The 25,036-nt window shown below is 68.1% G+C and carries 24 protein-coding genes; 10 read left to right on the top strand and 14 right to left on the bottom strand.

The window, feature by feature from the left end; translation table 11 throughout:
- Positions 1 to 47: 47 nt before the first annotated feature.
- The 10 genes from AC5Y2S_RS14030 to AC5Y2S_RS13985 form a co-directional block, all read right to left on the bottom strand.
- A complete protein-coding gene (locus AC5Y2S_RS14030) occupies positions 48 to 1,247 on the bottom strand; it encodes an amidohydrolase family protein (RefSeq protein ID WP_499956715.1) in 1,200 nt (399 codons plus the stop codon).
- 82 nt (positions 1,248 to 1,329) lie between these two features.
- Positions 1,330 to 2,373 (bottom strand): hotdog fold thioesterase, encoded by a 1,044-nt coding sequence (locus AC5Y2S_RS14025; protein ID WP_499956714.1) that lies wholly within the window; start codon positions 2,371 to 2,373, stop codon positions 1,330 to 1,332.
- A gap of 93 nt (positions 2,374 to 2,466) precedes the next feature.
- Positions 2,467 to 3,192: a DUF4396 domain-containing protein gene (locus AC5Y2S_RS14020; RefSeq protein ID WP_499956713.1), complete on the bottom strand. Its 726-nt coding sequence runs from the start codon at positions 3,190 to 3,192 to the stop codon at positions 2,467 to 2,469.
- Between the two features lie 130 nt (positions 3,193 to 3,322).
- The gene (locus AC5Y2S_RS14015; protein ID WP_499956712.1) at positions 3,323 to 4,438 is read right to left on the bottom strand and encodes an FAD-dependent oxidoreductase; all 1,116 of its coding nucleotides are present in this window, start codon (positions 4,436 to 4,438) and stop codon (positions 3,323 to 3,325) included.
- A gap of 150 nt (positions 4,439 to 4,588) precedes the next feature.
- Positions 4,589 to 5,017 (bottom strand): putative copper homeostasis (lipo)protein LpqS, encoded by a 429-nt coding sequence (gene lpqS / locus AC5Y2S_RS14010; RefSeq protein ID WP_499956711.1) that lies wholly within the window; start codon positions 5,015 to 5,017, stop codon positions 4,589 to 4,591.
- A gap of 175 nt (positions 5,018 to 5,192) precedes the next feature.
- A complete protein-coding gene (locus AC5Y2S_RS14005; RefSeq protein WP_499956710.1) occupies positions 5,193 to 6,692 on the bottom strand; it encodes a class I adenylate-forming enzyme family protein in 1,500 nt (499 codons plus the stop codon).
- Positions 6,689 to 7,624 carry an acyl-CoA dehydrogenase family protein gene (locus AC5Y2S_RS14000; protein ID WP_499956709.1) on the bottom strand — a complete coding sequence of 312 codons (936 nt, stop codon included), beginning with the start codon at positions 7,622 to 7,624 and terminating at the stop codon, positions 6,689 to 6,691. The genes AC5Y2S_RS14005 and AC5Y2S_RS14000 overlap by 4 nt, the downstream gene beginning before the upstream one ends.
- Positions 7,621 to 8,778: an acyl-CoA dehydrogenase family protein gene (locus AC5Y2S_RS13995; protein ID WP_499956708.1), complete on the bottom strand. Its 1,158-nt coding sequence runs from the start codon at positions 8,776 to 8,778 to the stop codon at positions 7,621 to 7,623. The genes AC5Y2S_RS14000 and AC5Y2S_RS13995 overlap by 4 nt, the downstream gene beginning before the upstream one ends.
- Complete coding sequence (locus AC5Y2S_RS13990; protein WP_499956707.1) at positions 8,775 to 9,872, bottom strand: acyl-CoA dehydrogenase family protein; 1,098 nt, start codon at positions 9,870 to 9,872, stop codon at positions 8,775 to 8,777. Before AC5Y2S_RS13990 ends, AC5Y2S_RS13995 begins: the two co-directional genes overlap by 4 nt.
- A 5-nt stretch (positions 9,873 to 9,877) precedes the next feature.
- Complete coding sequence (locus tag AC5Y2S_RS13985; RefSeq protein ID WP_499956706.1) at positions 9,878 to 10,936, bottom strand: acyl-CoA dehydrogenase family protein; 1,059 nt, start codon at positions 10,934 to 10,936, stop codon at positions 9,878 to 9,880.
- 70 nt (positions 10,937 to 11,006) lie between these two features.
- Here AC5Y2S_RS13985 and AC5Y2S_RS13980 point away from each other — a divergent pair, with 70 nt between their 5' ends.
- The gene (locus AC5Y2S_RS13980) at positions 11,007 to 11,873 is read left to right on the top strand and encodes an LLM class flavin-dependent oxidoreductase (RefSeq protein ID WP_499956705.1); all 867 of its coding nucleotides are present in this window, start codon (positions 11,007 to 11,009) and stop codon (positions 11,871 to 11,873) included.
- On the opposite strand, the gene AC5Y2S_RS13975 is transcribed toward AC5Y2S_RS13980, so the two are convergent.
- Positions 11,836 to 12,555 (bottom strand): SDR family oxidoreductase, encoded by a 720-nt coding sequence (locus AC5Y2S_RS13975; RefSeq protein WP_499956704.1) that lies wholly within the window; start codon positions 12,553 to 12,555, stop codon positions 11,836 to 11,838. The two genes, AC5Y2S_RS13980 and AC5Y2S_RS13975, sit on opposite strands and share 38 nt — an antisense overlap.
- 5 nt (positions 12,556 to 12,560) lie before the next feature.
- Positions 12,561 to 13,382, bottom strand: a complete 822-nt coding sequence (locus AC5Y2S_RS13970; RefSeq protein ID WP_499956703.1) for a FadR/GntR family transcriptional regulator — start codon at positions 13,380 to 13,382, stop codon at positions 12,561 to 12,563.
- A gap of 61 nt (positions 13,383 to 13,443) precedes the next feature.
- On the opposite strand from AC5Y2S_RS13970, the gene AC5Y2S_RS13965 reads away from it, so the two are divergent.
- Together AC5Y2S_RS13965 and AC5Y2S_RS13960 are read left to right on the top strand one after the other, a co-directional pair.
- Positions 13,444 to 15,834, top strand: a complete 2,391-nt coding sequence (locus tag AC5Y2S_RS13965) for a CaiB/BaiF CoA-transferase family protein (RefSeq protein WP_499956702.1) — start codon at positions 13,444 to 13,446, stop codon at positions 15,832 to 15,834.
- A gap of 19 nt (positions 15,835 to 15,853) precedes the next feature.
- Entirely contained in the window at positions 15,854 to 16,045 is a 192-nt protein-coding gene (locus tag AC5Y2S_RS13960; protein WP_499956701.1) for a ferredoxin, read from the top strand.
- A 1-nt stretch (position 16,046) separates the two neighbouring features.
- Here AC5Y2S_RS13960 and AC5Y2S_RS13955 read toward each other — a convergent pair whose 3' ends face one another.
- On the bottom strand, positions 16,047 to 17,285 hold the full coding sequence (locus AC5Y2S_RS13955) for a cytochrome P450 (RefSeq protein WP_499956700.1): 1,239 nt from the start codon (positions 17,283 to 17,285) through the stop codon (positions 16,047 to 16,049).
- Between the two features lie 109 nt (positions 17,286 to 17,394).
- Here AC5Y2S_RS13955 and AC5Y2S_RS13950 point away from each other — a divergent pair, with 109 nt between their 5' ends.
- The 6 genes from AC5Y2S_RS13950 (at position 17,395) to AC5Y2S_RS13925 (ending at position 22,111) form a co-directional block, all read left to right on the top strand.
- Positions 17,395 to 18,522: an aromatic ring-hydroxylating oxygenase subunit alpha gene (locus AC5Y2S_RS13950; protein WP_499904330.1), complete on the top strand. Its 1,128-nt coding sequence runs from the start codon at positions 17,395 to 17,397 to the stop codon at positions 18,520 to 18,522.
- Positions 18,522 to 20,087, top strand: a complete 1,566-nt coding sequence (locus tag AC5Y2S_RS13945) for an AMP-binding protein (protein ID WP_499956699.1) — start codon at positions 18,522 to 18,524, stop codon at positions 20,085 to 20,087. The genes AC5Y2S_RS13950 and AC5Y2S_RS13945 overlap by 1 nt, the downstream gene beginning before the upstream one ends.
- Before the next feature lie 95 nt (positions 20,088 to 20,182).
- Positions 20,183 to 20,608, top strand: coding sequence for a nuclear transport factor 2 family protein (locus AC5Y2S_RS13940; RefSeq protein ID WP_499956698.1), 426 nt, complete (start codon positions 20,183 to 20,185; stop codon positions 20,606 to 20,608).
- Between the two features lie 59 nt (positions 20,609 to 20,667).
- Positions 20,668 to 21,141: an FAS1-like dehydratase domain-containing protein gene (locus AC5Y2S_RS13935; protein ID WP_499957046.1), complete on the top strand. Its 474-nt coding sequence runs from the start codon at positions 20,668 to 20,670 to the stop codon at positions 21,139 to 21,141.
- Complete coding sequence (locus AC5Y2S_RS13930; protein WP_499956697.1) at positions 21,138 to 21,581, top strand: MaoC family dehydratase; 444 nt, start codon at positions 21,138 to 21,140, stop codon at positions 21,579 to 21,581. The genes AC5Y2S_RS13935 and AC5Y2S_RS13930 overlap by 4 nt, the downstream gene beginning before the upstream one ends.
- Positions 21,578 to 22,111 carry a maleylpyruvate isomerase family mycothiol-dependent enzyme gene (locus AC5Y2S_RS13925; protein ID WP_499956696.1) on the top strand — a complete coding sequence of 178 codons (534 nt, stop codon included), beginning with the start codon at positions 21,578 to 21,580 and terminating at the stop codon, positions 22,109 to 22,111. The genes AC5Y2S_RS13930 and AC5Y2S_RS13925 overlap by 4 nt, the downstream gene beginning before the upstream one ends.
- On the opposite strand, the gene AC5Y2S_RS13920 is transcribed toward AC5Y2S_RS13925, so the two are convergent.
- Positions 22,106 to 23,572: an aldehyde dehydrogenase gene (locus tag AC5Y2S_RS13920; RefSeq protein WP_499956695.1), complete on the bottom strand. Its 1,467-nt coding sequence runs from the start codon at positions 23,570 to 23,572 to the stop codon at positions 22,106 to 22,108. The two genes, AC5Y2S_RS13925 and AC5Y2S_RS13920, sit on opposite strands and share 6 nt — an antisense overlap.
- A gap of 95 nt (positions 23,573 to 23,667) precedes the next feature.
- Between AC5Y2S_RS13920 and AC5Y2S_RS13915 the strand changes: the two genes are divergently transcribed.
- Positions 23,668 to 25,014, top strand: coding sequence for a lipocalin-like domain-containing protein (locus tag AC5Y2S_RS13915; RefSeq protein WP_499956694.1), 1,347 nt, complete (start codon positions 23,668 to 23,670; stop codon positions 25,012 to 25,014).
- The last annotated feature ends 22 nt before the right edge of the window (positions 25,015 to 25,036 follow it).

Here is a 25,036-nt window from a genome sequence, read left to right as displayed (position 1 = left end):
ACAGCTGCCGCGGGCGGCGTCACCCTCAGGCAGGGAACCGGCCACGCTCAGGCTGAAACGGGCTTCTTCGAGGACACCTTCATCAGCCTCATCAGGTTGCCCCCCATGATCTTGGCGACGTCTTCCTCGTCGAAGTCGGTCAGCTCGTCGACGAAGCTGATGGGGTCTTTCAGGCCCTCGGGATGCGGCCAGTCCGACCCGAACAGCACCCGGTCGGTGCCCACCATCTTGACGATCTCGGTGAAGCGGTCCTCCCAGAACGGGGTGATGTAGACGCAGCGCTTGAACGCCTCGATCGGGTCCTCGCTGAACGACTGCGGCATCTTCTTGTAGACGCCCTTGAGGCCCTTGAACAGGTCCGGCACCCAATCTGCGCCGTTTTCGATGGAAAGGATCCGCAACTCCGGGTTGCGCGACAGCGCACCGTGGCACACCAGCGCGCCCATCGCGTCCAGGATGGGCCGATGGCCCATCGCGAAGCTGCGGAACGCGGTCGGCTTGAACGGCAGGAACTCGTCGCCCGGCTCCCACACGTTGGCGAACTCGGAGTAACCGCTGTCGGAGGCGTGCATCGAGACCGGGATCTCGGCCTTGATGCAGGCCTGCCAGAACGGGTCGAACTCCTCGAGCCCGAACGAGCGGCTGCCCTTGTAGCCGGGCACCGGCGCCGGTCGCACCAGCACGGTGCGGGCGCCGCGCTCCAGGCACCACTGCAGCTCTTCCAGCGCGCGGTCCACGATCGGCAGGGTGATCACCGGGGTGGCGAAGATGCGCCCCTCGTAGTTGAACGTCCACTGCTCGTGCATCCACTCGTTGAGCGCGTGGATGACGTCGTGGGTCATCTCGGGGTCGTCCTTCATGCGCTCCTCGACCAGGCTGGCCAAAGTCGGGAACATCAGTGCGTAGTCGATGCCGAGCTCGTCCATGACCTCCAGCCGCGCGCCCGGCTCACGGAAGGCGGGGATGGCCTTCATCGGCTCGCCGAGGATCTCGCGGTAGCTCTTGCCCTGCGCGCCGTGGCGGAAGTAGTCCTCCTGGGCGCCGGGGCGGGCGACCACCTCGAACGTCGGGTTGGGGATGTACTCGCTGATGTGGCCGCGCACCACGATCTTGGTGCGACCCCGCACCTGCACATAGTCGATGACGTTCTTGCGCTTGTCCGGGAGGAACTTGGTCAGCGCCTCCTGCGGCTCGTACATGTGGTTGTCGGCGTCGAACACGGGGAAGGGAAGTTCGCGAGACGGCATTGCGATCTCCTTGGCAGAAGTCTGGGATTCTCGGTATGTGGTAATGACGTTACCACTTCCGCGCGGCGAGGAGTACCGGGACCTAAATGTCCGGCTGGAGGCCGGTCGGCGTCGCCCCGTTGATGATCGCGAAATTCACGGTCGCGGTGGCGGCGAGCTCGTCGCCGTCGCCGTATATGTCGACCTGCATGACCATTGCCCTACGACCGGACCGCAGCATCCGGGGGACCGCGCGCGCCATGCCCTGCCGAATCGGGCGCAGGTAGCGGACGAAGAGGTCGGCGGTGGTCATGGTGGTGCCCGGCTGCAGATAGTCCAGGCCGTATTGCCCGCCCGCCACGTCAACCAGCGTGGCGATCAAGCCGCCCTGCAGCGCCCCGGAGGTGTTGACGACGTTGGGGCTGACCGGCATCGTCATCGCGAACTCGCCCTTGTGGGTGCCCGGCCGCAGTCCGATTTGCGCGAACAGCTCGGCCAGCGAGGGGGTGGCCGACTCCTCGTCGGTCTCCCGGATGCCGAGCGCGCGGCTGCAGTAGTCGTACAGCTGGCCGGCGTCGATCGGTTTGCCGATCAATTCGGTGCCGAGCCAGTGCAACCGCTGGGCGCCCATGATCGTCTGCATGACGATCGCGGCCGCGGCCCCGACATCGAGTCCGGGGTTGAAGACCCCTTCCGTGATGCCCTGCCCCACGATGTCGCGAATCAATTGATGCATCGAGGAGAGGATGCGGGTGTATTCGCGGGGGCGGGTTTCGGCCAGATGCTGGTTGTACAGGCTCAACGCCCTGTTGAGGCTGTCCTGGGTGCTCGACTCCGGTTGTTGGCTGACGCGGTCGATCACCAGCTTCAGCGCGGCCGTGCTGTCCAGCCCATTGATTTCGGCGCGCCAGCCCTGCACCGATTGCGCGATGGTCCTGTCGAACAGCGCGAGCAGCAGCTCGTCCTTGCTGCTGAAGTGCTGGTAGAAGGCCCGAAGCGAGGTCTTGGAGCGTGCCACGACCTCCTGCACGGTGAAGTCGGTGCGTCCGGTTTCGCCCAGTATCGCGACGGCCGTCTTGATGAAGCGATCGCCGCGCGTCACCTCGGGGTTGTCGTCGGCTTCGACGCTACGGCCGGCCGTGGACATCGGGCCTCCTCGGTTGCGGACCGGTCACCTTTGAGAACGAGGTTACCGCACCGGCCCCGGGCGCCGGCGCAGGTGCGCGGTCGAGGAGCCGAACTACCGCACTCCTTCCATCTGCACGGCACCGGTCGTCGATTCGAGGTTGGCCGGGCGGCGCGCCTCCTTCGAAACCAGCCACCACACCATCGGGTAGGCGGTGGCAAACCCAAGCCACATCCCGGCCCACATGATCAGCCAGAACGCCATCGACATGGGGGAGTAGCGCAACACGAACGCCACGAGCAGCATCGAGGCTCCCATGCCGATGTCGAACGCGATGATGGCCAAAGCGGAGATGCGCGACGCCGCCCAAAGGCGTTGGCCCACCGACGCGGTGCCGTCGGCCACTGACATCGCGCGGTACTCGAACGCGATGAGCAGCGGCAGGGCGATCGCGGCGATGATCAGCATCATGGGCCAGACGCCCTGCCCGGCGATCTTCATTCCGGTCCGCATCACCAAGGGCATGGCGATCATGTGACCGACGAACGAGACGGCACCGCCAGGGATGGTCTGGACGGCCGCCACGGCGGCCGGTCCCATTCGGGGAGGCTGGCCGTGTCGTTCCTGCCACCGTGCGGAGGCCGGCCGGCCCCAGCGGTGATACGCCCACCACGCCAGCGGGCCGGCGTAGACGGCGGTGATTGGCCAGACCGCCTCCATCGCGCGCAGCGGCTGCCGATAGCCGCGCAGATATGTGTCCGCCAGCATCACGCCGGCAACCACGACTCCGAGGATGGTCACTATCCAGGCCACGAGTGTGACCCACTGGGGGGCGGGCATTGCCATCATCATTTTGGTCCTTCCTGGTTGGGATGTTGAATCCCGTTGAATTTGTGGGCTTCTCGCTGTGTAGCCGGTCAGCGGCCGAACCCGACGCCACCGGTCGTGGCGCCGGGCCGGCCGTGTTCGTTCAGGCGACCCCCCGGCCGGCGAGGAGGATGTCGGCCAGCTCGGTAACCTCCTGGGCGCAGCCCCAGGACAAGGTGACGCCGGCGCCGCCGTGACCGTAGTTGTGCACGATGCGGGTGCCGGGCTCGATGTGCAGTCGTACGCCGCCTTCGCGGAAGGGCCGCAGACCGACTCGCACCGGGTCGACCACGTCGAGCTGCGCGCCCCGCAGGCTGGGCAGGAATTCGCGGCAGCGGTCGAACATCTCCCGCAGCGGCGGATAGCCGTCCAGGTTTAGGTCCGTGCCGTATTCGCCCGGCTCGACGAGCCCGCCGAGCAGCAGCCGATTGGCTCCGCGCGGAACGATGAACACCATGTCCTGGTGCTCGGTGCCGGTGTCGTTCGCAACGGCGTGCACCGCGGTCACGCGTGACATCGTGGTGCCGTCGTTCACCACGCGCAGTAGAGCCCCCCGGTGCGGCTCCATGGCCGGGTCGCACGCCAGCTCGCGTGCTCCCAGTCCAGAGCAGTTGACGATCAGCTGAGCGTTGTACTCCGACATCAGCTCTCGTTCCTGCTCGGCGAGCGGCCCGCGGATGCTGCGCCTGGCCATGGTGACGCCGGCCGTCCCCACCTGACGGCCCAGCCACGCCAGGTACCAGTCGGTGTCGATGGTGGGCGCCAGATAGGAATAGGCGTCGACCATCCCGGCGGCGGGATTGATCTCGTGGGCGTCGATGAGTTCGGGATTGTGGACGAAGCCCGGCACGAACCGTTCGACCGCAAGCATTTTCGCTCGTTCGGCCGGATCCTCCTCGATGGGGCGGGAGAAGTAGAACACCGCCGGGCGCAGGCTCACACCGGTGCGGGGGTCGGCCGCGAGGCGGGCGAAGCGGGTGTAGGAGAAGCGCGCCCAATCGGCCGAGCGGGCCAGTACCGCCTGATCGTGGTGGCGACCGCACACCGACGGTGGCCACTCCCACACCGCACCGGCGACCGTCGACACCGTGTCGGCGTCGAACCCGTCGGCCGCCACCACGACCCGCCAACCGCGTCGGGCCAGCATCAGCGCCGTGGTCAATCCGCTGACACCGGCCCCGACCACCAGAGCGCCGGGCTGCTCGGTCCGGGCCGTCATGACCGAACCTCTCGCAATGCGTTACGACATATGGACAGGACAAAGCTCATCGATTTCTCGTTTCTGATCTCCGCGCGTCCGCGCGGCAAGGGATAGGGCCAGGCGACCACAAGCCGGGGCGACGACGCGCGACGGCTTGGCGCTGACCGATCAGATACGCGCGATGCAGTGCCGGGTGAGAATCACCCGGCCCGGGCGGTGGGAAATGAGGCCGGAACGCCGAGGCGGTCCGCGGGATACCGACACCACCCACCAGACCGCCGAGCCGGCCATGGCCACGACGGCGACGAAGACCGTGAGTGCAACCAAATCAGCTGCCGGGCAAGCCTGCGCCACGTATTTGCACTCGTGGCCCATCGGCGCGCACGAGCCGGCGCCCAGGTGGCCACGTTCGGCGAGGGCGGTGGCTTCGTGACCGATGGCGCTTGTGGACGCCGCCAAGCTCGTGGCGGTGTGCATGGGTGCCGTGGCCGCGTGCGGAAGGTGGCAGCCGGCGGCCATGCCCAGTGCCCAGAACAACGCAGCGACCGCCGCGGCATAGCGCGGCCACTGATCGACACGGACAGCATCACGGCGCATAACAACGGAGAGGCTAGCACCCCCCGGGGGTATATGCCACAAACGACGCCTCGGCGAGCACTTCGCATCCATGGCACTTCGAAAAATGCTCTACCACAGGGTCTTACTGAGAGATGGGCCGCGGCATCCAAAACCGGCCGACTTGTCGGTACGGGTACGGGGTACCAATGAACGCTCAGCCGCCCCGGGACGCGATCATCGCCGAGCGATTGACCTTGGTCGCCGCGGTGCGCGGGATCGCGTCGACGAACTCGACGGTCTTGGGCGCCTTGTAGTGGGCGAGCCGGCTCTTCGCGTACTCGATCACATCTTCTTCCGTGAGGTGCACCCTGTCGGCGAGCTGGACCACCGCATGCACGCGGCGCCCCCACTGCGCATCGGAAAGCCCGATGACGACGACGTCCGCGATGCCCGGATGGCCCGCCAGCGCCGACTCCACCTCCGCCGGAAAGACATTGGCGCCGCCAGTGATGATCATGTCGACGCGGCGGTCGACGATGTACAGGTAGCCGTCCTCGTCGAGATACCCGATGTCGCCGGCGGAGCGGAAGCCGTCCTCGGTCGACGGCAGCGGCGGCGCCCCGCCCAGGTAGCGGGAACCGGCGCTCATGGGCGCGCGCAGGTAGATCTCGCCGTGCTCACCGGGGCCAAGCGGTATCTTTCCGGCATCGAGAATCCGGATCTCGGTGTCCCGGAAGCCGCGGCCGACGCTGCCCGGGTGGGCGAGCCACTCGTCGCCGCGCAGCGCGGTGAGTCCCAGGTTCTCGGTCATGCCGTACGCCGTCACGATCTGCTCGGGGCTCAGCAACTCGAACCAAGTGTGCATGAGCGACGGCGGCATCACCGCGGCGCCCTGCAGGACGAAGACCACGCTGGACAGGTCGCGCTGCCGGACGTCGGGCCGTGCGGCGATCCGCGCCAGCATCGTGGGTGTGGCCGTGAAGTTGGTGATCCGGAAGCGTTCGATCACATCCAAAACGAGGGCCGCGTCGAACTTTTCGAGCACCACCAGATGGTCACCGGTCAACAGGAAGAAGAATGTGGCGAAGCCGTTGGTGTGATACATCGGCGCGGGCACCATGATCGTCTGCGGCTGGGCCACCGGCGTCCAGTTCGACAGGAATGGCTCCCCGTGCTGCGGGGTCCACAGCGACGGCGCGAGGCTGAGGATCACCTTCGGCACGCCGGTCGAACCGCTGCTGCAGATGCCATTGGCATTGGGGGAAACGACCGGGGGCAGCGGGCTTTCGGACTCGGCGGCCGCGCGGGCATCCAACTCCCACCGGGTTTTTTCGTCGACGACCACCGCGGGTTTGATGACCTCGCGCACCCGGTCTCGTTCCCACTCGGGCAGGTCCCAGTGCATGGGGACGGGAACCGCACCGATCTTCCAGCAGCCCAGCGCCGCGAGCATCAGGTGCTGCGAATTCGGGATCGCCAGCGCCACAAGGGATCCCACCCCAGCGCCGTCGGCCGCCAGCGCACGGCCCCACTGGTTGGCACGGGCGTCGAGTTCACCGAACGTCAGCGTGCTTGCGGTGCCGTCGAGCGCGACCACCGTCACCGCCTTCGCGTCGGGGCGTTCCTCCGCGAGCTGCTGGAGTTTGATCCCGAACGGGATCCCTTCCTCCAGCGGATCGGGCGCCGCCTCTGACGCGATTCGTTCGGTGGTCACGCCGGCACCGGCCCGGAAAACAACGTCTCCAGGTGGCCGTCCCGGACGTCGGGTATCAGGCGCAGCGCGAGCGCCTCGGCGCCCAGCGGCAACCGGATCAGCGGTTGGGTGTGCCGGTCAAGCACGCTGACGTCGGACTCGTCGCAGAAGCCCAGCGCCCCGAGCAGTTGGTGCGAGGTCCGCAGCACCTGCCGCGCGGTATCGGCGGCCTTGCACCGCAGGACGAGTGCGTCCGCCGAATGAACCTGTGCCGGCAGCGATTCCGGCCGGCAGATGGTGTACTTCGCGAGCTCGTGAAGGCCGCGCACGCCGACCGCGGCGTCGGCGACCGCGAACCTGACGGCCTGGAAGTCGGCCAGCGGCTGGCCGAACTGGACCCGCGCGCGCACATGTTCGGTGACGACGTGCAGCGATTGCTGCAGGGCTCCCAGAATCCGCCATGATCCCAGCACGAGATGAAGGTTAACGTCGTTGGCCGGGACGGTTCCGTCGGGTGCGCTCAGGGTGGCCGGCACCAGAAACGGCCCCAGCTTGGCGTTGGTTCGCAACCCCGGTTGCGGGTGATACCGCGCGCCATCCAGGTCGGCCGCGATCCAGTCACCGGGCAGGTCGCCGTGGTCGATGCGCGGCGCCTCGGGATTGACCAGGCTCAGTCGGGCGCCGTCGATCGCCAGCAGCTCTTCCACGACGGGGTAGGGGAGCGCGTTCGCACCGGCGGCCTGGCAGAGCACGGCGGCGGCAAGCAAGTCATCCGACTCCGACCGCACGTCGAGCTCGAACGCGCCGACGTCGCTGAGGGCGGTGCGTGCGGCGTCGCGTACGCCGTCGTCCGTCTCGGCGCGCAGCGCCGCCGGTGGGCCGCCCAGCCGGGCGAGCCGCTTGGCGGTGACGGCGGCGAAGTCGCTGATGTCTTGTGGCAGTTCGGTTTTCACCGCTGTCCTCCCAGAATGTCGCGTGCCACCAGCATTCGCTGCACTTCGATGGTGCCCGACGCGACGGTGGCGGCCTGTGCGTAGCGCCAATGGTCTTCGATCGCCCCATGCAGGGGCGCGGACGCGCCGCTGTCCAGTGCGGACGGCCCCAGCACGTCGAACAGCAGCTCGGCGACCTGCTGATCGCACGTGGTGGTGGCGATGCGGGCCGCGCTGGCGGCCGCACCCGCCGACGGGTCGTCCTGCAGCGAGACGGCCCGGTACGCGAGCAGCCGGGCCACCCGCAAGTCGACCAGCGCCCGGGTCCACCGGGAGCGAATCGATTCGGGCAACTCGTCCCAATCGTCGCCGAGTTGCCTTTGCAGCCGGTCGAGCAGGGACTCGCAGCGCGCGTAGCGCGCGATGCCGACCCGCTCGAACGCCAGAGCCTCCCGCATCACCCGCCAGCCGTCGCCGACCTCGCCGAGGACGTCGCCGGGGAACGCCTGCACGCCGTCGAGGAACATCTCGTTGAGATGATGCGGCCCCAGCATCGACGGGATCGGCCGCACGGTGAACCCGGGCCGGTCCATGGGTATCAGAAAAAGGGTGAGCCGCTTGGCCTTCGGGGCGTCGGGATCGGTGCACGCCGCCAGCACGCACCAGGATGCCATCTGGGCGTACGACGTCCACACCTTCTGGCCGGTGATGCGCCACCCGTCCCCGTCCGGCACTGCGCGGGTGCGCAGCGAGACGAGGTCGGTTCCGGCCTCCGGCTCGGAAAAGCCCTGGCACCAGATCACATCGCCGGACGCGATGGCGGACAGGTGCTTGGCCTTTTGCTCGTCCGTGCCGTACCGCATCAGCGCCGGGCCGACCCAGTTGATTCCCATGTACTGCGGACCGCGCGGCTCATGCTGGGCCCACATCTCCTCGCGCAGCACCGTCTGCTGCCAAACCGAACCACCGCCCCCGCCATGCTCTTTCGGCCACGCCAGCGCCAGCAGGCCCTCGGTGGCGAGCAGCTTGCAGAACGTCTCGGTTGTGGCCAGGTCGCGCGGGTCGTCGGTGCAGGCGCCAAGAAAGCCGGCCGGAATGTGATTGGCGATCAACTCCCGCAGGTGATTCCGGAGTTGACCGGCGTCCTCGCCCAGCTCGTAATCCATCCGATTCATCCCTTCGGAAGCCCGAGCAGGCGCTCGGCGATGATGTTTCGCTGCACCTCCGACGTTCCGCCGTAGATGGTGGCGGCCAGCGCGTCCTGACGTTCGAACAACAGATCCGGATCGCTGACCCAATCTTGTCCCTTCGCGACGGCGGCTAGTTCCCAAACCCGTTGCAACGTCACCGATCCGAGTAGCTTCATGATGTCGGCCTCGGGGCTCGGCCGACCCGCCAGTTCATTGCCCAGCGCCCGGTACCCGGTGGCGCGCAGCGCCTCGGCATCGGCCAGCAGCGAGCCAAGCTCGGCGCAGATGTCGTCGGTCGGACGCGCCTCGCGCACCGCGTCGAGGCCGCGCTTGATCTCGACCCAATTCATGATCCAGATCATCTGGCGTTCATGGTGCAGCGACGACAACGCGACGTTCCAGCCGCCATTGAGCGGCCCGAGCAGGTTTTCCGCAGGCACCTCGACGTCGTCGAGGAAGACCTCGCAGAACGTCTCGTCGGAGATGGATGCCATGCGGATCGGCTCGATCCGCACGCCGGGCGCTTGCAGGTCGAGGATCAGGCAGGAGATTCCGCGATGTTTGGGCGCTTCGGGGTCGGTGCGGACGTAGAGCGTGCACCACTTCGACAGGTGGGCCTGGGTGGTCCAGATCTTGTGGCCGTTGACCCGGAATGCGTCGCCCTCACGCTCAGCCCGCGTGTGCAGGCCCGCGAAATCGGAACCCGCTTCCGGCTCGGACATCCCCAGCGCCCACCACTCGTCGCCGCGCAGCAGGGGAACGAGGAGCCGCTCGATCTGGGCGGGCGTGCCGAACTGGCGGATGCCGGGCGCCGCGACGTTGGGGCCGGCGATGTTGGGCAGCTTGGGCGCGGACCGCAGCGCGGCCTCGATCCGGACCTCCATCGCGTCGCGCAGGCCGAGCGAGCGGCCGCCGTGCTCGCGCGGCCACGTCGGCTGTATCCAGCCGGCCTCGAAGGCCGCACGCTGGTAGTCACGCCGCAGGGGCAGGTCCCAGCGGAATTCGCGGTAGTTCTCGTAGTAGTCCTTCGGCAGGAATTCCGTGAGCCACGCGCCGAATTCCTCGACTGTGGATTCCACGGCGGTCACCCGCTGCCTCCGGCGAACCGGCGGCCTACCTCGTGGTAGAGCGCGCGGCTGTCGCCCAGCATCGCCGCGCCCTGCCAGGCGTGCCGGACGTAGAGGTGAATGTCGTGCTCCCAGGTCTGCCCGAGCGCGCCGTGCACCTGAACCGCGGTTCGCGCGCAATTGACCGCCGCGTCGCCGGCCGCCGCCTTGGCCAGCGCGGCGACGGTCCAGGCGTCACCGGGGTCCGGATCGGAGAGCCGGGCCGCGGCCGCATAAGTGAGGCTGCGCGCCCGTTCCAGGCCGACGTGGTTGTCGGCCAGCGCGTGTTTGATGCCCTGGAAGGCGCCGATCGGAGTGCCGAACTGCCGCCGCGCCTTCGCGTGTTCGACCGCGCGGTGCAGGGCCGCGTCCGCGACGCCGACGAGGTCGGCGGCGACGGCCACCAGCGGCGCGGCCAGTGCGCACTCCAGTTCCACCGGCGCGGCGGTCACCGGCTCGGCGTCGATCTCGACATCGGCCACCGGTTGTGCGGGGTCGGTCGACTCGCCCGCGAGTACCGTCACCCCGTCACCGCAGCGCGCGACGGCCGCCATGACGCCGCCGTCGGCGTGGGCCAGCGTGACGATCAGCTCGGCGCGCGACAGGTTGGGGACCGCGACCGCCCGCCCGCGCAGCCGCCCACCGCGCAGTGTCATCGGTGCGCCGGGCAGCCGGGACCCTCTCGAATGGACCGCCAGGGTGGCGACGGCGCCTCCGGCGATGTCGGCGAGCACCGAGTCGAGGCCGGCGGCCCGCACGGCGCCCGCCGCGAGCCCGACGCTGCTGAGAAACGGGATCGGCGCCATCGCGGCGCCGCATTCCTCGAGGACGACCGCCAGCTCGACGGGCCCGTAGTCGGTTGCTTCCGGGGACGCGAGTTCCGTCCAGCCGAGGTCGACGACCGTCTTCCACGGGGCGCGCCAGCGCTCGGGGTCAACCATCGCCTGGCGCGCGACATCGGGCGGACACTCGCTGCGCAGGATGCCACGCACGGTGTCGCGCAGCGACAGCTGCTCCGAAGTCAGTCCGACATCCATAAGACCCCTAACATAATAAAAATAGTAAACTAGCGCCGCTGTTGCAATCGGCGCGAGCATAGGTGGGCGCATGGTCGAGTGGTATCTGTTCCTGCCGCAGGTACGGCTGCCGGCCGCCGACATCACGGAGCGGGCGCGTCATGCCGAGGCCAGCGGTTTCGACGGGGTGGCGTTCATCGATCACCTCGAGGCGCCGGGGCTGCCCGACGAAATCATCTGGGAGGCAATGGGCATCGCCGCCTGGGTGGCGGCCAAGACGGAGCGGCTGCGGATCGGCCACTTGGTGCTCTGCGACGCGTTCCGGCACCCGGCCGTGCTGGCCAAACAGGCCGTCACCCTCTCGGACGCGTCGAACGGCAGGTTCGACCTCGGCCTCGGCGCGGGCTCCTGGCCCGCCGAGTTCACCAGATTCGATGTGGGGCAGCAGGATCCGAAGGCCAGGGTCGAACAACTCGGGCGCCACCTCGAGCTGATCCGGCAGTATTGGGGCGACGAACCGGGGGAGGCCGCGCAGGTCCCGCGCCGGTCCCATCCGATACCGCTGCTCCTGGGCGGCACCGGACCCCGGATGATGGAACTCGTTCGCAAATACGCGGATTGGTGGAATCTGCCCGCCAACCACCTCGACAAATTGCCAAAGCTGGCCCCCGCCGCGGGCAGCGCGCGCGTGTCGATGCAGCAGATGGTGGGATTTGTCCGGACAGGCAGCGACCCGGACAAGGTGCGCGAGGTGAGCACCCGGCGTTTCGGCAATCTGGGCTCCGGGCTGGTCTGCGGCGACGCCGACGAGCTCATCGCGCACTTCGGCGGTCTGGCCGCTCAGCGCGTCGAGCGGTTCTACGTGTGGTTCGCCGATTTCGCCGCCCCCGAGTCCCTGCACGAGTTCGGTGAGTCGGTGATCAAGGGGTTCGCTGGCGCCGGCGGCGGGCTTCCGTAGGCACGACCGGCGGTCGCGCGAACGGACCGCGCTGCACGGCCGACAGCCGGATCTCCGGCAGGTCGACCGATGGGTCGACGGTGTCCAGCCAGGCGACCGCCTCGGCGACGTCGGACACCTGGATCGCGTACATCTCGAAGGGAACGTCTTGCAGCATCTCGGTTTCCACCGGGCCGGGCGTCACGATGTGCACGGCGATGCCGTCACGGTCCACCTCGAGCGCCAGCGCGCGGGCGAACGCGTTCATGCCGGCCTTCGACGCGGAGTAGGCGGTGCGGGCCATCATCGGCTCGTGCGCCGCCGACGACGAGATGAACACGAACCGTGAGCCTGCCTGCATCCGGGGCAGGGCGGCGGCCGTCACCACGAAGCAGGAATCCAGGTTGGCCGCGATGATGGTCCGCCACTGGTCGAATGTCTGCTTGCGCGCGTAGGTTCCGCCGAGCGTGCCGGCCGCGTGTACGACGAGGTCGATCCGCTCCAAAACGCTTATGGCAGAGGCGAACCCGTCGGGGTCGGATGCGTCGGCGACGATGTGTCGGGCGCCGAGCTCCGCGGCGGCCGCGCGTAGCGGGGCCTCGCGCCGCGCCGCGAGCACCACGTCGTAACCGAGCTCGCCGAGCTTGCGGGCGCATCCCTTCCCGATCCCGCCGCTGCCGCCGGTGACTAGTGCGGTTCGCATCGGCGTCAGGGGCGCCGGATGTCCCGCGGGCGCGCCAATGCCTGCGGCGACAGCGCATGGATGCGTTGATCCGGCCGCCCCGACAGCACGTAGGTCTGCGCGTCGGCCAGGTGGCGGCCCGCGATGCGGCGGGCGCGGTCGACGTCACCCTCGGCGATGGTCTCGGTGAGCTTGACATGGGTGGCGAGCACGGCACGGCGCTGGGTCAGCGACGGGTAGGTGCCGCGCGCCGAGCTCTCGTCGGCCCACTGCTGCTCGTGACTGGTCCACAGCGTCTCCAGGCTGCCGACCACCGCGATGATGGTGTGGTTTCCGCAGCCGCGGACCACGAGATCGTGGAACTCACGGCCGATTTCGGTGAAGAGCCGGCCATCGTCGAGATTTTCGGCCATCGAGTCGTTCACCCGCTTGAGTTCCGGCACCAGTGTGTCCGCCCTGTCGGGCCGCTGGGCGGCCAGTGCGGCGCAGGCGGGTTCGAGTTCCCGCAGCGCGAAGCCCAGGTCGGCCACCGGGACGGATTCGCTCTGCAGCAGTAGGCCGAGCATGTAGGCCGCGCTGGTCTTCGCGGGCGCGTGCACCACGGCGCCGCCGCGGTTTCCCCGCCGCACCGAGACCAGCCCCTCGGTCTCCAGGATCCGCAGCGCCTCGCGCAGGGAGACCAGGCTGACGTTGAACTGCTCGACGAGCACCTCCTGGCGCGGCAAAAGGTCGCCGTCGGCGAGCTCGCCGTCGATGATCTGACGGCGCAACTCGTCGGCTACGATTTCGGCGATCCTCGGCGCCGACAGTCGGCGACGGGCATCTTGGCCAATTCCCAGGGCGGTCATCCGTTCCTCGCGCGTGCTCGACTGGCTTAGCTATTTTAGCAGTAATGGTATAAATAGCCGCGTGAGGCGCGAGCCCGACAGCCGGCCGACACCGCTTGACGAATTGCGTGTCGTCGAGATCAGCGACCGGATTGCCGGCGACTACTGCGGCAAGCTGCTCGTCGATGCCGGGGCGCAGGTGCGCAAAATTGAACCGCCACAGGGGGATTGGCTGCGGCGGTACACCGCCAGCTGTTCGCCCGTGCCGGATGGCCAGGCGTCCCCGTTCTTCAGCTACCTCAACGCCGGCAAGCGCAGCCTGACCGTCACTCCGGACTCCGAACGGTACCGCGCGGAACTCGCCGCCGCCGACGTCGTGGTGGTCACCGTCGGCCGGTCGCAGGCGACGACGCTGGGCGTCGATCCGCAGCGGCTGCTGGCTGACTCCCCGCGGGCGATCGTCGTCACGATCTCCGACTTCGGCTGGGCCGGACCGTATGCCGATCGCGCCGCGAGCGAGTTCACCCTGCAGGCGTGGGCCGGCTCGCCCGGCTTTCGCGGCGATCCCGCCGGGCCTCCCATCGCGATCGGCGGTGATCTGGGGGAGTACATGGGCGGCGTCTACGCCGCGTTCGGCGCGCTTGCCGTGCGCCGTCGCGTCGAGCGCGGCGGGCCCGGCGAGCATCTCGACCTGTCGATGCTCGAGGCGATGACCGCGATGCAGAGCAGCGAATGGTTGCACTCGCAGCTGCTACGCGTTCCGCCCGTCCGGCGCACGTTGGAGGTGCCCTCGATCGAACCGGCCAAGGACGGTTACGTCGGCATCACCATGGTGACCGGGCAGCAATGGCTGGACTTCTGCGCGATGGTCGAGTGCCCGCAGCTGGAGGAGATCGAACAGCTGCGGTTTCAGATCGGCCGGTGGGCCTACCGCGATCTGATCCGCGAACAGATCGGCCCGTGGCTGGCCGAACGAACCGTGGCGGAGATCGTCGAACTCGGTCAGCTGTTCCGGCTTCCGATCGCGGCATTGGGCAACGGTTCCACGATCCGCGACATGGAGTACGTGCGGGAGCGCGAGGTGTTTACGCCCAACCCCGCCGGCTTTCACCAGCCGCGCGCGCCGTGGCTGATGGCCGCGTGCGCGCCGGCGCGCCTGCGCGCTACTCCCGCGCCGGGTGAGGCCAACGACGAACCAGCCTGGCAGAGAGGCGAATCCGGCCTCTCTCCCGGCCTAGGGGGTCTGCCGCTGGAGGGCCTGCGCATCGTCGACCTGACCGCGTTCTGGGCGGGGCCGGCCGCGACCCACCTGCTGGCCGCGTTCGGCGCCGACGTGATCAAGGTGGAGTCCATCCAGCGGCCCGACGGCATTCGCTACTCCGGCGGGATGCGCACCGACGTGGACGACTGGTGGGAGTACGGCTGGGTGTTCCACGCGATGAACACCAATAAGCGTTCCGTCACACTGGATTTGGGGTCCGACGAGGGTCGTCGCCTGTTCAAGAAGTTGGCGGCCGGCGCCGATGTGGTGATCGAGAACTTCTCGCCGCGGGTGATGGATCAGTTCGGCCTCACCGGCGACGTCCTGCTGGAGGTCAACCCGAAACTCGTGGTCGCCCGGATGCCCGCGTTCGGGCTGGGCGGTCCGTGGCGCGAACGCGTCGGATTCGCCCCGACCATGGAGCAGATCGCCGGCCTGGCCTGGGTCACCGGGCTGTCCGAGGCCCCGCCGGTGACGCCGCGCGGAGCGTGTGATCCGCTGGCCGGCGTGCACGCCGCGTTTGCCGTGCTGGCCGCGCTGGACTTCGCCGAGCGCACCGGAACCGGCCAGCTGCTCGAGCTGCCGATGCTGGAAACGGTGCTCAACGCCACCGCGATACAGGCGATCGAGGCCGAGGTCTTCGGGGTGACGCTGGGCCGGCGCGGCAACCGCGGTCACGGCGAGGCGATCCAGAACATCTACCGGTGCGCCGGCGACGACGACTGGATCGCGGTCACGGTGCGCGACGACCGGCAGTGGCAGGCCCTGGTCGATCTCATGGAGCGACCCGCCTGGTGCGACGAGGGTCTGGCGACCGTGAGCGGGCGGCGGCAGCGGGCCGACGACATCGATCGCCGGCTGGCGGATTGGTTCGCCGCGCAATCACTGGAATCGGCGGTCGAGCGCCTGGCCGGGGCGGGCGTTCCCGCCGCGCCCGTGGTGTCGCCTTCGTTGGTGACCGAGAACCCCCAACTGCGCGACCGGGGATTCCTGGAGACCCTCGACCATCCGAGCACCGGGGCGGGCCTCTATCCGTGCCCGCCGTTCGCGAAGCTGGCCGGCCAGGACAGGTGGCTGCTTCGCCCGCCACCGAGGCTGGGCGAGCACAATGGGGAGGTATTGCGCGATCGGTGTGGAGCGACCGACGAAGAACTGGACAACCTGGCCAACGACAAAGTGATCGGGACCCGTCCGGCGGGCCTCAAAAAATAATGGTTGAGGAGGACGCCTGATGCGCGTGACAGTCGACGAAGACTTGTGTGAGGCCAACGGCTTCTGCGAATCGCTCGCCCCTGAGGTATTCGAACTGGGCGAGGCCGACGTCGTGCAGATCGCCGACGGCCCCGTGCCGGCGCGGCTGGAGATCGACGTGCGCGCCGCGGTGGACCAGTGCCCCAAGGCCGCGCTGCGCCTGATCGATTGACCTAACGCCGCTCGCCTAGCGAGATCGCCATCCCGTCGTAGATCGACATGTTGGTCAGCAGGTTCGGATAAGCCACGGTGGCCGGGCCGAGGGCGATGTCGTCGCAGCGCAGCAGCAGTTCGTCGAAGACCGCGCGCAGTTCGGCGCGCGCCAGCATGGCGCCCAGGCAGTGGTGCGGTCCGCCGCCCCCGAAAGCCACCTGCGGGTTGGGCTGTCGCCCGATGTCGAAGGTGAACGGGGAGGGGAACACCTCCTCGTCGCGGTTCGCCGACCGCAGCATGGACACCACCCGCTCGCCCTTCGCGATCTGCTGGCCGTCCATCTCGACGTCGACCTTGGTGGTGCGCGTCCAGTACGCCACCGGTGACGCCCAGCGCAACACCTCCTCGACGGCGCTCGGGCGCACCTCCTCCCGCGCGCGGTACCGCTCGATTTGCTCCGGGTTCTCGACGAACGCCTGCAGCCCGATGGCCAACGCGTTCTTGGTGGTGTCGCTGCCGGCGAATGTCAGCACGAAGAAAAAGAACTCGAGTTCGTTGGCGGGCAGGCTGAATTCCTCGCCGTCCTCGCCGGTGATCACCGCGGAAGCCAGGGTGCTCCAGATGTCGTCGGTGGGGTTGCGCCGCTTTTCCGCGGTGAGCTCCATCGCGTACCCAAAGATGGTGGCGTACAGATCGGTATAGTCCTGCTGCCTCGGCCGCGGCCCGGGCGCGTTGGCTTTCAGGATGCGGTCCAGGCTGTCGAAGATGCGCGGCCGGTCTTCGTCCGGGATGCCGATGATGTCGCCGATGACCGTCATGGGCAGCGCGTCGGCGACGTCCTCGATCCAGTCGCCGCCGCCCTCGGCCAGCAGGTGGTTGATCATCCCGGCGGCGCGCGCCCGGATTCCGTCCTCGAGTTTGGCGATCGCGCGCGGGTTGAACGCGCTGGAGATGAGCTTGCGGCGCTTGTTCAGTTCCGGCGGGTCCATGTTGATGATCGTCGGGTACGACGAGAACATCCCGACCGGTTGGATGAGCGGGCCGTCGACGGCGGTGAAGGACTCCGTATCCCGATGCAGCCGGACCGCGTGCCGGTGCTTGGTGGCCACCCAGAATTCGCGGTGCACGGTCTCGGCGACGCCGGGCGTCATCTCGTGCCGGAACAGCGGCCGGGTGTGTCGCAACTCGGCGAACAATTCGTCGGGAAAACCGTTGCGCCACAAGGCGAAATCGGATAGGTCCACTGCCGCAGCCGTCATCCGGAACCCCGCTTCGTCGTGACAACAGGCACCTTGCGGGCGCCGCGTTGACGTTCAATGCTTAAGATAGTAAAAATAGAGCTTAGCGTCGAACCCGCTGGGAGTGGTCGTGACGGATACAGTTTCGGACTCGGCATCAGATTTGGCCGCAGATCCTTCGGAGCGTGAGTTCGGACAGGCGGGCATCGCGCTGTCCACCTACCGGTTCCCGACGGGCTGGTTCATCGTCGCCTTCGGCTCCGACCTGCCCCCCGGCCAGGTCAAGCGCGCGCACTACTTCGGCGAAGAGCTGGTACTTTTCCGCACCGAGTCCGGCCAGGTGCACGTCATGGACGCCTACTGCCAGCATCTCGGCGCCAACCTCGGCGTCGGCGGCACCGTCGAGGGCGAGAACATCGTCTGCCCCTGGCATGGCTGGCGGTGGCGCGGCGACGGCACCAACGCCCTGATCCCGTACAGCAAGATCGGCTGCAAGAACAACGTCCGCATCCGCACCTACCCGAGCATGGAGTGGTACGGGTTTATCCTCGCGTGGCACGAGCGGCACGGCCGGGCGCCGTACTGGCAACCGCCGGTGCTGCCCGAACTGGAAACCGACGAGTACTACCCGCTGCACCCGCACACCCAGATGCTCAACCGGGTCAAGGTGCATCCGCAAATGATCATCGAGAACGCCGCCGACCCCTACCACGTTCAGTACGTGCACAAGGCCGCCAACCCCGCGACCACCTCGTCATTCGAGGTATCCGGCTACCACCTGCACGCCACGGTCAACGCCCATTTCGGCGGCGGCCGCGCCTCGACCTGGCTGACCCCGAACGGGCCGGTCGACGCCAAGATCATCTACGACAACTACTCGTTGGGCTTGGGCCTGGTTCGTTTCCCCAGTGAGTTGGTGGCCACCCTGCAGGTGACCGGGCAGACGCCGGTCGACGAGGACTACACCGACTACTTCTACACGCAGGCGTCCGTCCGTGAGCCCGGCGACAGCGGCGACGCGCCCACCGGCCGCGCCGCCAGGTTCCTGGCGCTGCAGCAAGAGGTCATCAAGCAGGACTTCTTCACGTGGGAGAACATGAAGTACCTCGAAAAGCCCAACCTGGCTCCCGAAGAGGCGCACGACTACGCCGCCCTTCGCCGCTGGGCGCACCGCTTCTACCCGGGTCCGCAGCCCTCGCCGTCCGACTTCGGCTACACCGCCGACGGTGAGCCCGACCCGGCGGCCGCGAAAGCCTGATGCCGGGGCCGTCGGATTTCGGTGTCGACAGCTTCACCGTGCCGGCCGTGCTGGACGCGCGGGCCGAGCAGCACCCCGACCGGGTGATGATGTCGATCGCCGGCGTCGACGTGACCTTCGAGCAGATGCGCCAGCGGTCCCGCGCGGCGGCGCACATGCTGACCGGCCTGGGCGTCGGTCCCGGCGACTGCGTGGCGCTGTTCACCGCCACCTGCCCGGAATGGGTCTACTTCTGGCTGGGTGCGGCGCGTATCGGCGCGGTCAGCGCGGCGGTGAATGCCGCGAACAAGGGCGATTTCCTGCTGCACACGCTGCGATTGTCGCGGGCCAAGGTGATTCTCACCGACGCCGAACGCCGATCCCGGGTCGACGAGGTCGCCGGGCAGCTGGATGCGGTGATCGGCGTTGTGGTGCAGGATGATGCGCTCACCGCCACGTTGCACCTCGACCTCGACGTTCCGCTGGCCGAAAACCCCACGGGGCCCGCCGACGTCGGGGTGCTGTTCTTCACCTCCGGGACGACCGGCCCGTCGAAAGCGGTTGCCACGACGTGGCATTACCTGTTCTCCATTGCCGCGACCGCCGCATCCGCCTGGGAATTCGGCCCGGGGGAGGTGTTGTGGACGGCCATGCCGCTCTTCCACCTGAGTGCGGCGCCCAGCGTGCTGGCCCCGATGCTGGTCGGCGGAACGACCGTGTTGGCCAAGGCGTTTCACCCCGGCGAGGTCTGGGATGACATCCGCGCCCACGGCGCCATCGGTTTCGTCGGGGCCGGTGCGATGGTGTCGATGCTGCAGAACCTGCCCGCGGATCCGCGTGACGGGCAGCTGCCGCTGCGGTTCATCTCCGCCGCGCCCATCGACGCGGGCTCCTACCGCGAGATCGAAAAGCGTTATGGGTGCCGCATCGTCACGATGTACGGCATGACCGAGGCCTTTCCGATCGCGGTCAAGGGCGTGTCCGACGAAGGGGTGCCCGGGACGTCGGGCCGGCCGAATCCCGATTTCGACGTCCGCATCCTGGACGAGCGCGGCGACCCGCTGCCGCCCGGTGCGGTGGGGGAAATCGCCTGCCGCCCAAGGCGCCCGCACGTGATGAGCGAGGGCTATGTGAGTCAGGGCTCACGGGTGGAGCCGCACCCGGAGTGGTTTCGCACCGGCGACTTGGGCCGTCTCGACACCGATCGGAACCTGACCTACGTCGACCGCATCAAAGACTCGTTGCGCCGGCGCGGCGAAAACGTTTCCTCGGTCGAGGTGGAGGCAGTCGTCGCCAGCCATCCCTCGGTTGCCGAGGCCGCGGCGGTCGCGGTCCCGAGCGAGTTGGGCGAAGACGACATCCTGTTGGTCGTGACGCTGCGCCCCGGGGCCGCCCTGGACTGCGCGGAGTTGCTGGACTTCTGCGCCGCCCGGATGCCCTACTTCTGTGTGCCGCGATTCGTGGAGACCGTCGATGAACTCCCCAAGAACGTCATCGGGCGAGTTCGTAAAGACGTGTTGCGGGGCCGCGGCCTGGGTCCGACGGCGTGGGATCGCGAGAAAGAGGGGTATATCGTTCGCCGGTAAGTTACCTTGATGTTACGGAATCGCCGGTAAGTTAATTTAGTGTTACGTCACCAACCCTTGTTGGGCGTCATTCCGCAGAGAGGCTGCAGAGCAAGATGACCATGACCTATCAGGAACAGCAGATGCTCCAGGCCGCGACGGCCCGCGCTGCGATCCTGGATTTGACCGCCCGCCACAACAGGGCCTACTCCGACGGTGATCGCGATCGCTGGATCGCCACCTTCCGCCACGCCGGCGCGAGCTACTCCCGCGACGGCGACCTGTTCACCGACCTGCGCGCGGCGTTCGACGGCGGCGACGGACAGCGGCTGGTCACCCTGGACCACGAGATCCGCGTCGACGGCATCAACGCGAGCATGCGTTGCGTCGCGGTGCTGTTCGCCGCGATGTACGGCGACACCACCCTGCGGGCCACCGGGACGTACCGGGACACGCTGACCTACGAGCGCGGCGCCTGGTACTTCACTTCCCGTGCGCTCGAATGGGATTCGGTGCCGAGCCGCCACCCGCTCGTCATGTGAGCGAGGGTCGGGACCTCAGCTACCAGCTGGCCTTTGGCAGTTACGAAGACGCGCTGCGCATGGTCGGCGCGAAGAGCGAACCCCGCACCGCGGCGACGCCCGTCAGCGGCGCGCGCATCCAGTTGTTCGCCGCGATGGTGCGCGACGGCAATCGATCGTATTGGGATGCCGAGTTCGCCCGGCAGAGGTGGGGCGGCCTGCTCGCCCCGCCGGCCCTCCTGATGGGTTGGCTGATCCCCCCGCCGTGGGAGCCGACGGGCCGACCACCGGCTGCCTCGGTCGTGCTGCGGGTGCCGCTGCCGGGCACCACGTTCATCAACGCGGCCAACGACGTTGAGTTCCTGCGGCCGATTGTCGAGGGAGACGTGCTCACCGCCGTCGAGGAGCTGGTGTCGGTGTCACCGGAGAAGCGGACCCGCCTGGGGGTCGGTCACTTCGTCGAGACGCTGGAGACCTATACCCGTCAGGACGGCGCGGTGGTGGCGACGTGCCGGAATACGTTGTTCAGGTTCACTCCTGGTGACGCCTCGTGACCGATCTGGACTGGAATACGATCCAGGTTCCCGTTGAGTTGCCCGAGGTGGTCGACCACATCAGCTATCAGCGGGTGGTGGAGAACGCCGGGGCGACATGGGACTATTTCCCCGGCCATTTCGATCCCAGCTATGCCCAACGTCAGGGCAACCCAACGATTTACGTCAACACCATGCACCTTGCCGGCTTTGCCGATCGGGTCGCCACCGAGTGGGCGGGTCCGAGCAGCCGCGTGGTGCGCCGATCGATGCGCCTGGTCGGGTCGGTGTACGCGGGGGACACGATGATCGGGCGCGGGCGGGCCTTGGCCAAGCGGCGGGACACCTCGGTGGATCCGCCGCGCTGCCTTGTCGACATCGAAATCCAGGTGACCAATCAGCATGGCGCCCTTTGCTGTCCTGTCGAGCTCACGCTGCAGATGCCCGAAGACCCGTGGTGACGGATGAGGTAGTTGAACTGCACCTCGCCGTATGCCGGCGGTTCGGCGAGGCGGTCGCCGCGGCGGACGGCCGGTGGGACCGTCGCTCACCGTGCGACGCCTGGGACGCCCGAGGGGTCCTCGAGCACGTGATCGGCTTCCATGACGTACTCATCCTGCGGCCCCTCGGGCTGAAACCCGACCGGCCCCGGGACGATCCGCGGGCGCGTTGGCAATTGACCTATGACGCGCTGACGGAGGCGCTTGAATCGGGCGCCGCGGCGCAGCTGGACGCCTACCGGCTGATGCCAAACCTGACCCGCGATGTCGTGGTGCACACCTGGGACCTCGCCCGCGCGGTGGGCTCCGACGATCGGCTGGATCCCGGCTGGTGCGAACGGTTTTACTCCGCTTTGCCGACGGACCCCCAGGCCTTGACCGCGCCGGGAATGTTCGAGGCGCCCGTCGCGGTAAACGACGAAACCGATATCCAGGCAAGGCTTCTCGCGCGGCTCGGCCGCGATGCCGCGTGGCGGCCGCGCGAGCTATAGCGGCGGCAGCTTGCCCTTGCACACCAGCGTCTGAAGCTCGACGTACTCGTGCAGGCCCTCCGGGCCGAACTCGCGCCCGATGCCCGACTGCTTGAAGCCGCCGAACGGGGCGCCGATGTCGAGCGTGTACATGTTGATGCCGTAGGTGCCGGTGCGGACACCGGCCGCGACCTCCAGGCCGTGGGCGATGTCAGAGGTCCATACCGAACCGGCCAGACCGTAGTCGCTCTCGTTGGCGATGCGGATCGCGTCGTCCTCGTCGCGGTAGCGCAGCACGGTCAACACGGGACCGAAGATCTCCTCGCGGGCGATGCGCATGTCGTTGGTGGCGTCGGTGAACAGCGTCGGCCGCACGTACCAGCCGCGGCCGGACGGACTGTCTTCGCCGCCGAGCACGACGCGGGCCCCTTCCGATTTGCCCGACTTGATGTACTCCTGCACCCGACGTTGTTGGCGTTGCGCGACAAGGGGTCCGATATCGGTGGCCTCGTCGGCCGGGTCGCCGACGTTGAGGGCCGACATCATGTCGGCCAGCGCGTCGACCACCTCGTCGTGACGGCGATCGCTCACCAGGATGCGGGTCTGCGCGACGCACGCCTGACCGTTGTTCATCAGGCCGGCGGTTTTCAGCCCGGCCACCGTCTTGCCGATGTCGGCGTCGTCGAGAATGATCGCCGCCGACTTACCGCCCAGCTCGAGGCTGTAGCGCTTCAGCTGCTCACCGCAGAGCGCGGCGATGCGGCGCCCGATGGCGCTGGAGCCGGTGAACGCGATCTTGTCGACACCGGGATGGCGCACCAGCGCCTCCCCGATGTCGGGTCCGCCCGGCAGCACCGAGACCACCCCGTCGGGCAGGTCCAGCTGCTCGATCATTTCCGCCAACCACAAAGCGTCCAAGGGCGTTTCGGGTGCGGGCTTGATGATCACCGTGCAGCCGGCGATCAGGGCCGGGATCAGCTTGGGCATGATCAGGAACTGCGGCACGTTCCACGGCACGATCGCCCCAACCACCCCGACCGGGGCCCGGCGCAGGTGCACTTCGCCGAGCACCCCCTGGCGGCGTTCCACCCAGGGGAAGTCGCGCGCGGCGGCCAGCGCGAGGTGGATCAGTGAGGCCGCGGCGGCCGCTTGGCCCAGCCGGCTGAAACTGCGGGGAGAACCCATCTCGTCGGTGATCAGGTCGGCCATCTCCTCGATGTGCCCGGCGTAGATCCCGGCGAGTTGTTCGACTTTTGCCATTCGGTCGGCATGGGTCATGCGGGGCCAGGGGCCGTGGTCGAAGGCGCTTCGCGCGGCGACGACGGCGGCGTCGACGTCCTCGGGCCCGGCCACCTGGACGTGGCCGACCGGCTCTTCGGAGTGCGGCGAGATCACGGCGAGCTGTTGCGGGTTGGCGGGCTTGCGCCACTGCCCTCCGATGAAGAGTTCGTTGTAGGAACGATGGCCGGGATTTTCTGTCATCGGGCACTTCCTCGGGGAATCGGACCGCGACCGCAATTCGCTATTGACGCTAACATAGTGAAAAAAGCAAGATGGCGCCGTGGCAAGGAAGCGACATGGATAGCGACTGGCGCACTTACCCGTTTCGGTTGGTCCCCGGCGATCCGCAGCTGGACTTCCCGGCCGCCGAAGGCGAACACGCCGACCAGGAATCGGACACCTGGTTCATTGCCGGCCAGCTCGATGCCACCGAAAGCGGCCGTTCGTTTGCCTTCCTGACCATCTTCAACAAGAACCGGCCCGGGGGAACGATCGTCGCGGATTTCTACACGATGGCGCTGTTCGACCTCGACACCGGTGACTACGGCACCTATACGGATTACGACATGCCGCCCGCCAACATGGAGCCGGGGGCTCAGCGCAAGCTGGCCATGGCGTCGGGCTACCTCGACCTCAGCTACCACAGTGGCGCGGGAACCGCGTCCTGGAGCGCCTGCCGCAGCGGCGACGGGGAATTGCTGCCGTTCACGTATCGCCTCAGCCTGGTGGGCCAGGACCACTCAGGCCGGCCGATGCGGCTCGACCTGGCCGTAACCCCAACGCGCGCACCGACTCCGGTGGGTGCGTCGACCTACAACGGGAAGATCGTCTGCTTCGGCCAAAGCGACACCTACTCGTATTTCCAGACGGGAATGGCGATGACGGGCACGCTGCGGTGGGGAGACGTCGTCGAGCAGGTCTCCGGCAGCGGTGGGCACGTCGACCGGCAGTGGTTCCCGAAGTACGCCGGCGGCGGGGGAAGCGGGGGAGACCCACGGGCCAGGTCGCACGAATGGCGCACCATCAACTTCGACAACGGCGTGGACTTGAGCATCTGGCGGCAATTCGATCGCACGAACGGTAATGCACTACAGCCGTTTAGCGGCGTCACGACCAGCTATCCCGACCCGGCCTTGCCGCCCGACTGCGCCGAAGACGTCGAGGTCACGATCAGCAGCTACGTGCGCTGGCCGAACGCGGTCCGACCGCTGGTGCGGCCGGTCGCCCCCGCTCGATACATGCCGGACCGCCACCGGATCAGCTGCGCCACACTGCAACTGGACATCATCGGGGAACCGTTGGTGGCGGCCCCGGCGCATGGGCTGCCGATCGAGTACATGGAAGGTCCCTACCGCTACCACGGAACGCTGTGGGGCAAACCCGTGACCGGGTTTGCCTTCAACGAGCGCTCGCTCGCGCTGTATCGCGACTGGGAGCTGGTCGAGGTGCTGGCCACCACCGTCGCGAACGTCGAACCACCCGCCCCGGAGCTGCAGACGATCGTCGATCAGGTGGTGCCGCTGGTTGCCGCCGGCCGTCGCGGCGAGGCGGTCGAGTTGTTGACCGGCGCGGCGCCGGCCGAAAACGATTTGTTGGCAACGATTCTCGAGGATCTGATCGCCGTCCTGTCAGAGGAGAATTGAGGGACTCCGCGTCGAGCCTGTA

It is taken from the genome of Mycobacterium sp. NGS69, from assembly GCF_059812165.1.
This window is presented reverse-complemented; position numbering and strand designations above follow the sequence as displayed.

Bases quoted from the DNA above. Each gene is read 5' to 3' on its own strand.
- AC5Y2S_RS14030 (WP_499956715.1), bottom strand. From the start codon at position 1,247: ATGCCGTCTCGCGAACTTCCCTTCCCCGTGTTCGACGCCGACAACCAC.
- AC5Y2S_RS13935 (WP_499957046.1), top strand. From the start codon at position 20,668: ATGGTCGGCGCGAAGAGCGAACCCCGCACCGCGGCGACGCCCGTCAGC.
- AC5Y2S_RS14025 (WP_499956714.1), bottom strand. From the start codon at position 2,373: ATGTCCACGGCCGGCCGTAGCGTCGAAGCCGACGACAACCCCGAGGTG.
- AC5Y2S_RS14020 (WP_499956713.1), bottom strand. From the start codon at position 3,192: ATGCCCGCCCCCCAGTGGGTCACACTCGTGGCCTGGATAGTGACCATC.
- AC5Y2S_RS13920 (WP_499956695.1), bottom strand. From the start codon at position 23,572: ATGACAGAAAATCCCGGCCATCGTTCCTACAACGAACTCTTCATCGGA.
- AC5Y2S_RS13995 (WP_499956708.1), bottom strand. From the start codon at position 8,778: ATGAATCGGATGGATTACGAGCTGGGCGAGGACGCCGGTCAACTCCGG.
- AC5Y2S_RS13975 (WP_499956704.1), bottom strand. From the start codon at position 12,555: ATGCGAACCGCACTAGTCACCGGCGGCAGCGGCGGGATCGGGAAGGGA.
- AC5Y2S_RS13980 (WP_499956705.1), top strand. From the start codon at position 11,007: ATGGTCGAGTGGTATCTGTTCCTGCCGCAGGTACGGCTGCCGGCCGCC.
- AC5Y2S_RS14015 (WP_499956712.1), bottom strand. From the start codon at position 4,438: ATGACGGCCCGGACCGAGCAGCCCGGCGCTCTGGTGGTCGGGGCCGGT.
- AC5Y2S_RS13945 (WP_499956699.1), top strand. From the start codon at position 18,522: ATGCCGGGGCCGTCGGATTTCGGTGTCGACAGCTTCACCGTGCCGGCC.
- AC5Y2S_RS13955 (WP_499956700.1), bottom strand. From the start codon at position 17,285: ATGACGGCTGCGGCAGTGGACCTATCCGATTTCGCCTTGTGGCGCAAC.
- AC5Y2S_RS13985 (WP_499956706.1), bottom strand. From the start codon at position 10,936: ATGGATGTCGGACTGACTTCGGAGCAGCTGTCGCTGCGCGACACCGTG.
- AC5Y2S_RS13970 (WP_499956703.1), bottom strand. From the start codon at position 13,382: ATGACCGCCCTGGGAATTGGCCAAGATGCCCGTCGCCGACTGTCGGCG.
- AC5Y2S_RS13940 (WP_499956698.1), top strand. From the start codon at position 20,183: ATGACCATGACCTATCAGGAACAGCAGATGCTCCAGGCCGCGACGGCC.
- AC5Y2S_RS13915 (WP_499956694.1), top strand. From the start codon at position 23,668: ATGGATAGCGACTGGCGCACTTACCCGTTTCGGTTGGTCCCCGGCGAT.
- AC5Y2S_RS13960 (WP_499956701.1), top strand. From the start codon at position 15,854: ATGCGCGTGACAGTCGACGAAGACTTGTGTGAGGCCAACGGCTTCTGC.
- lpqS (WP_499956711.1), bottom strand. From the start codon at position 5,017: ATGCGCCGTGATGCTGTCCGTGTCGATCAGTGGCCGCGCTATGCCGCG.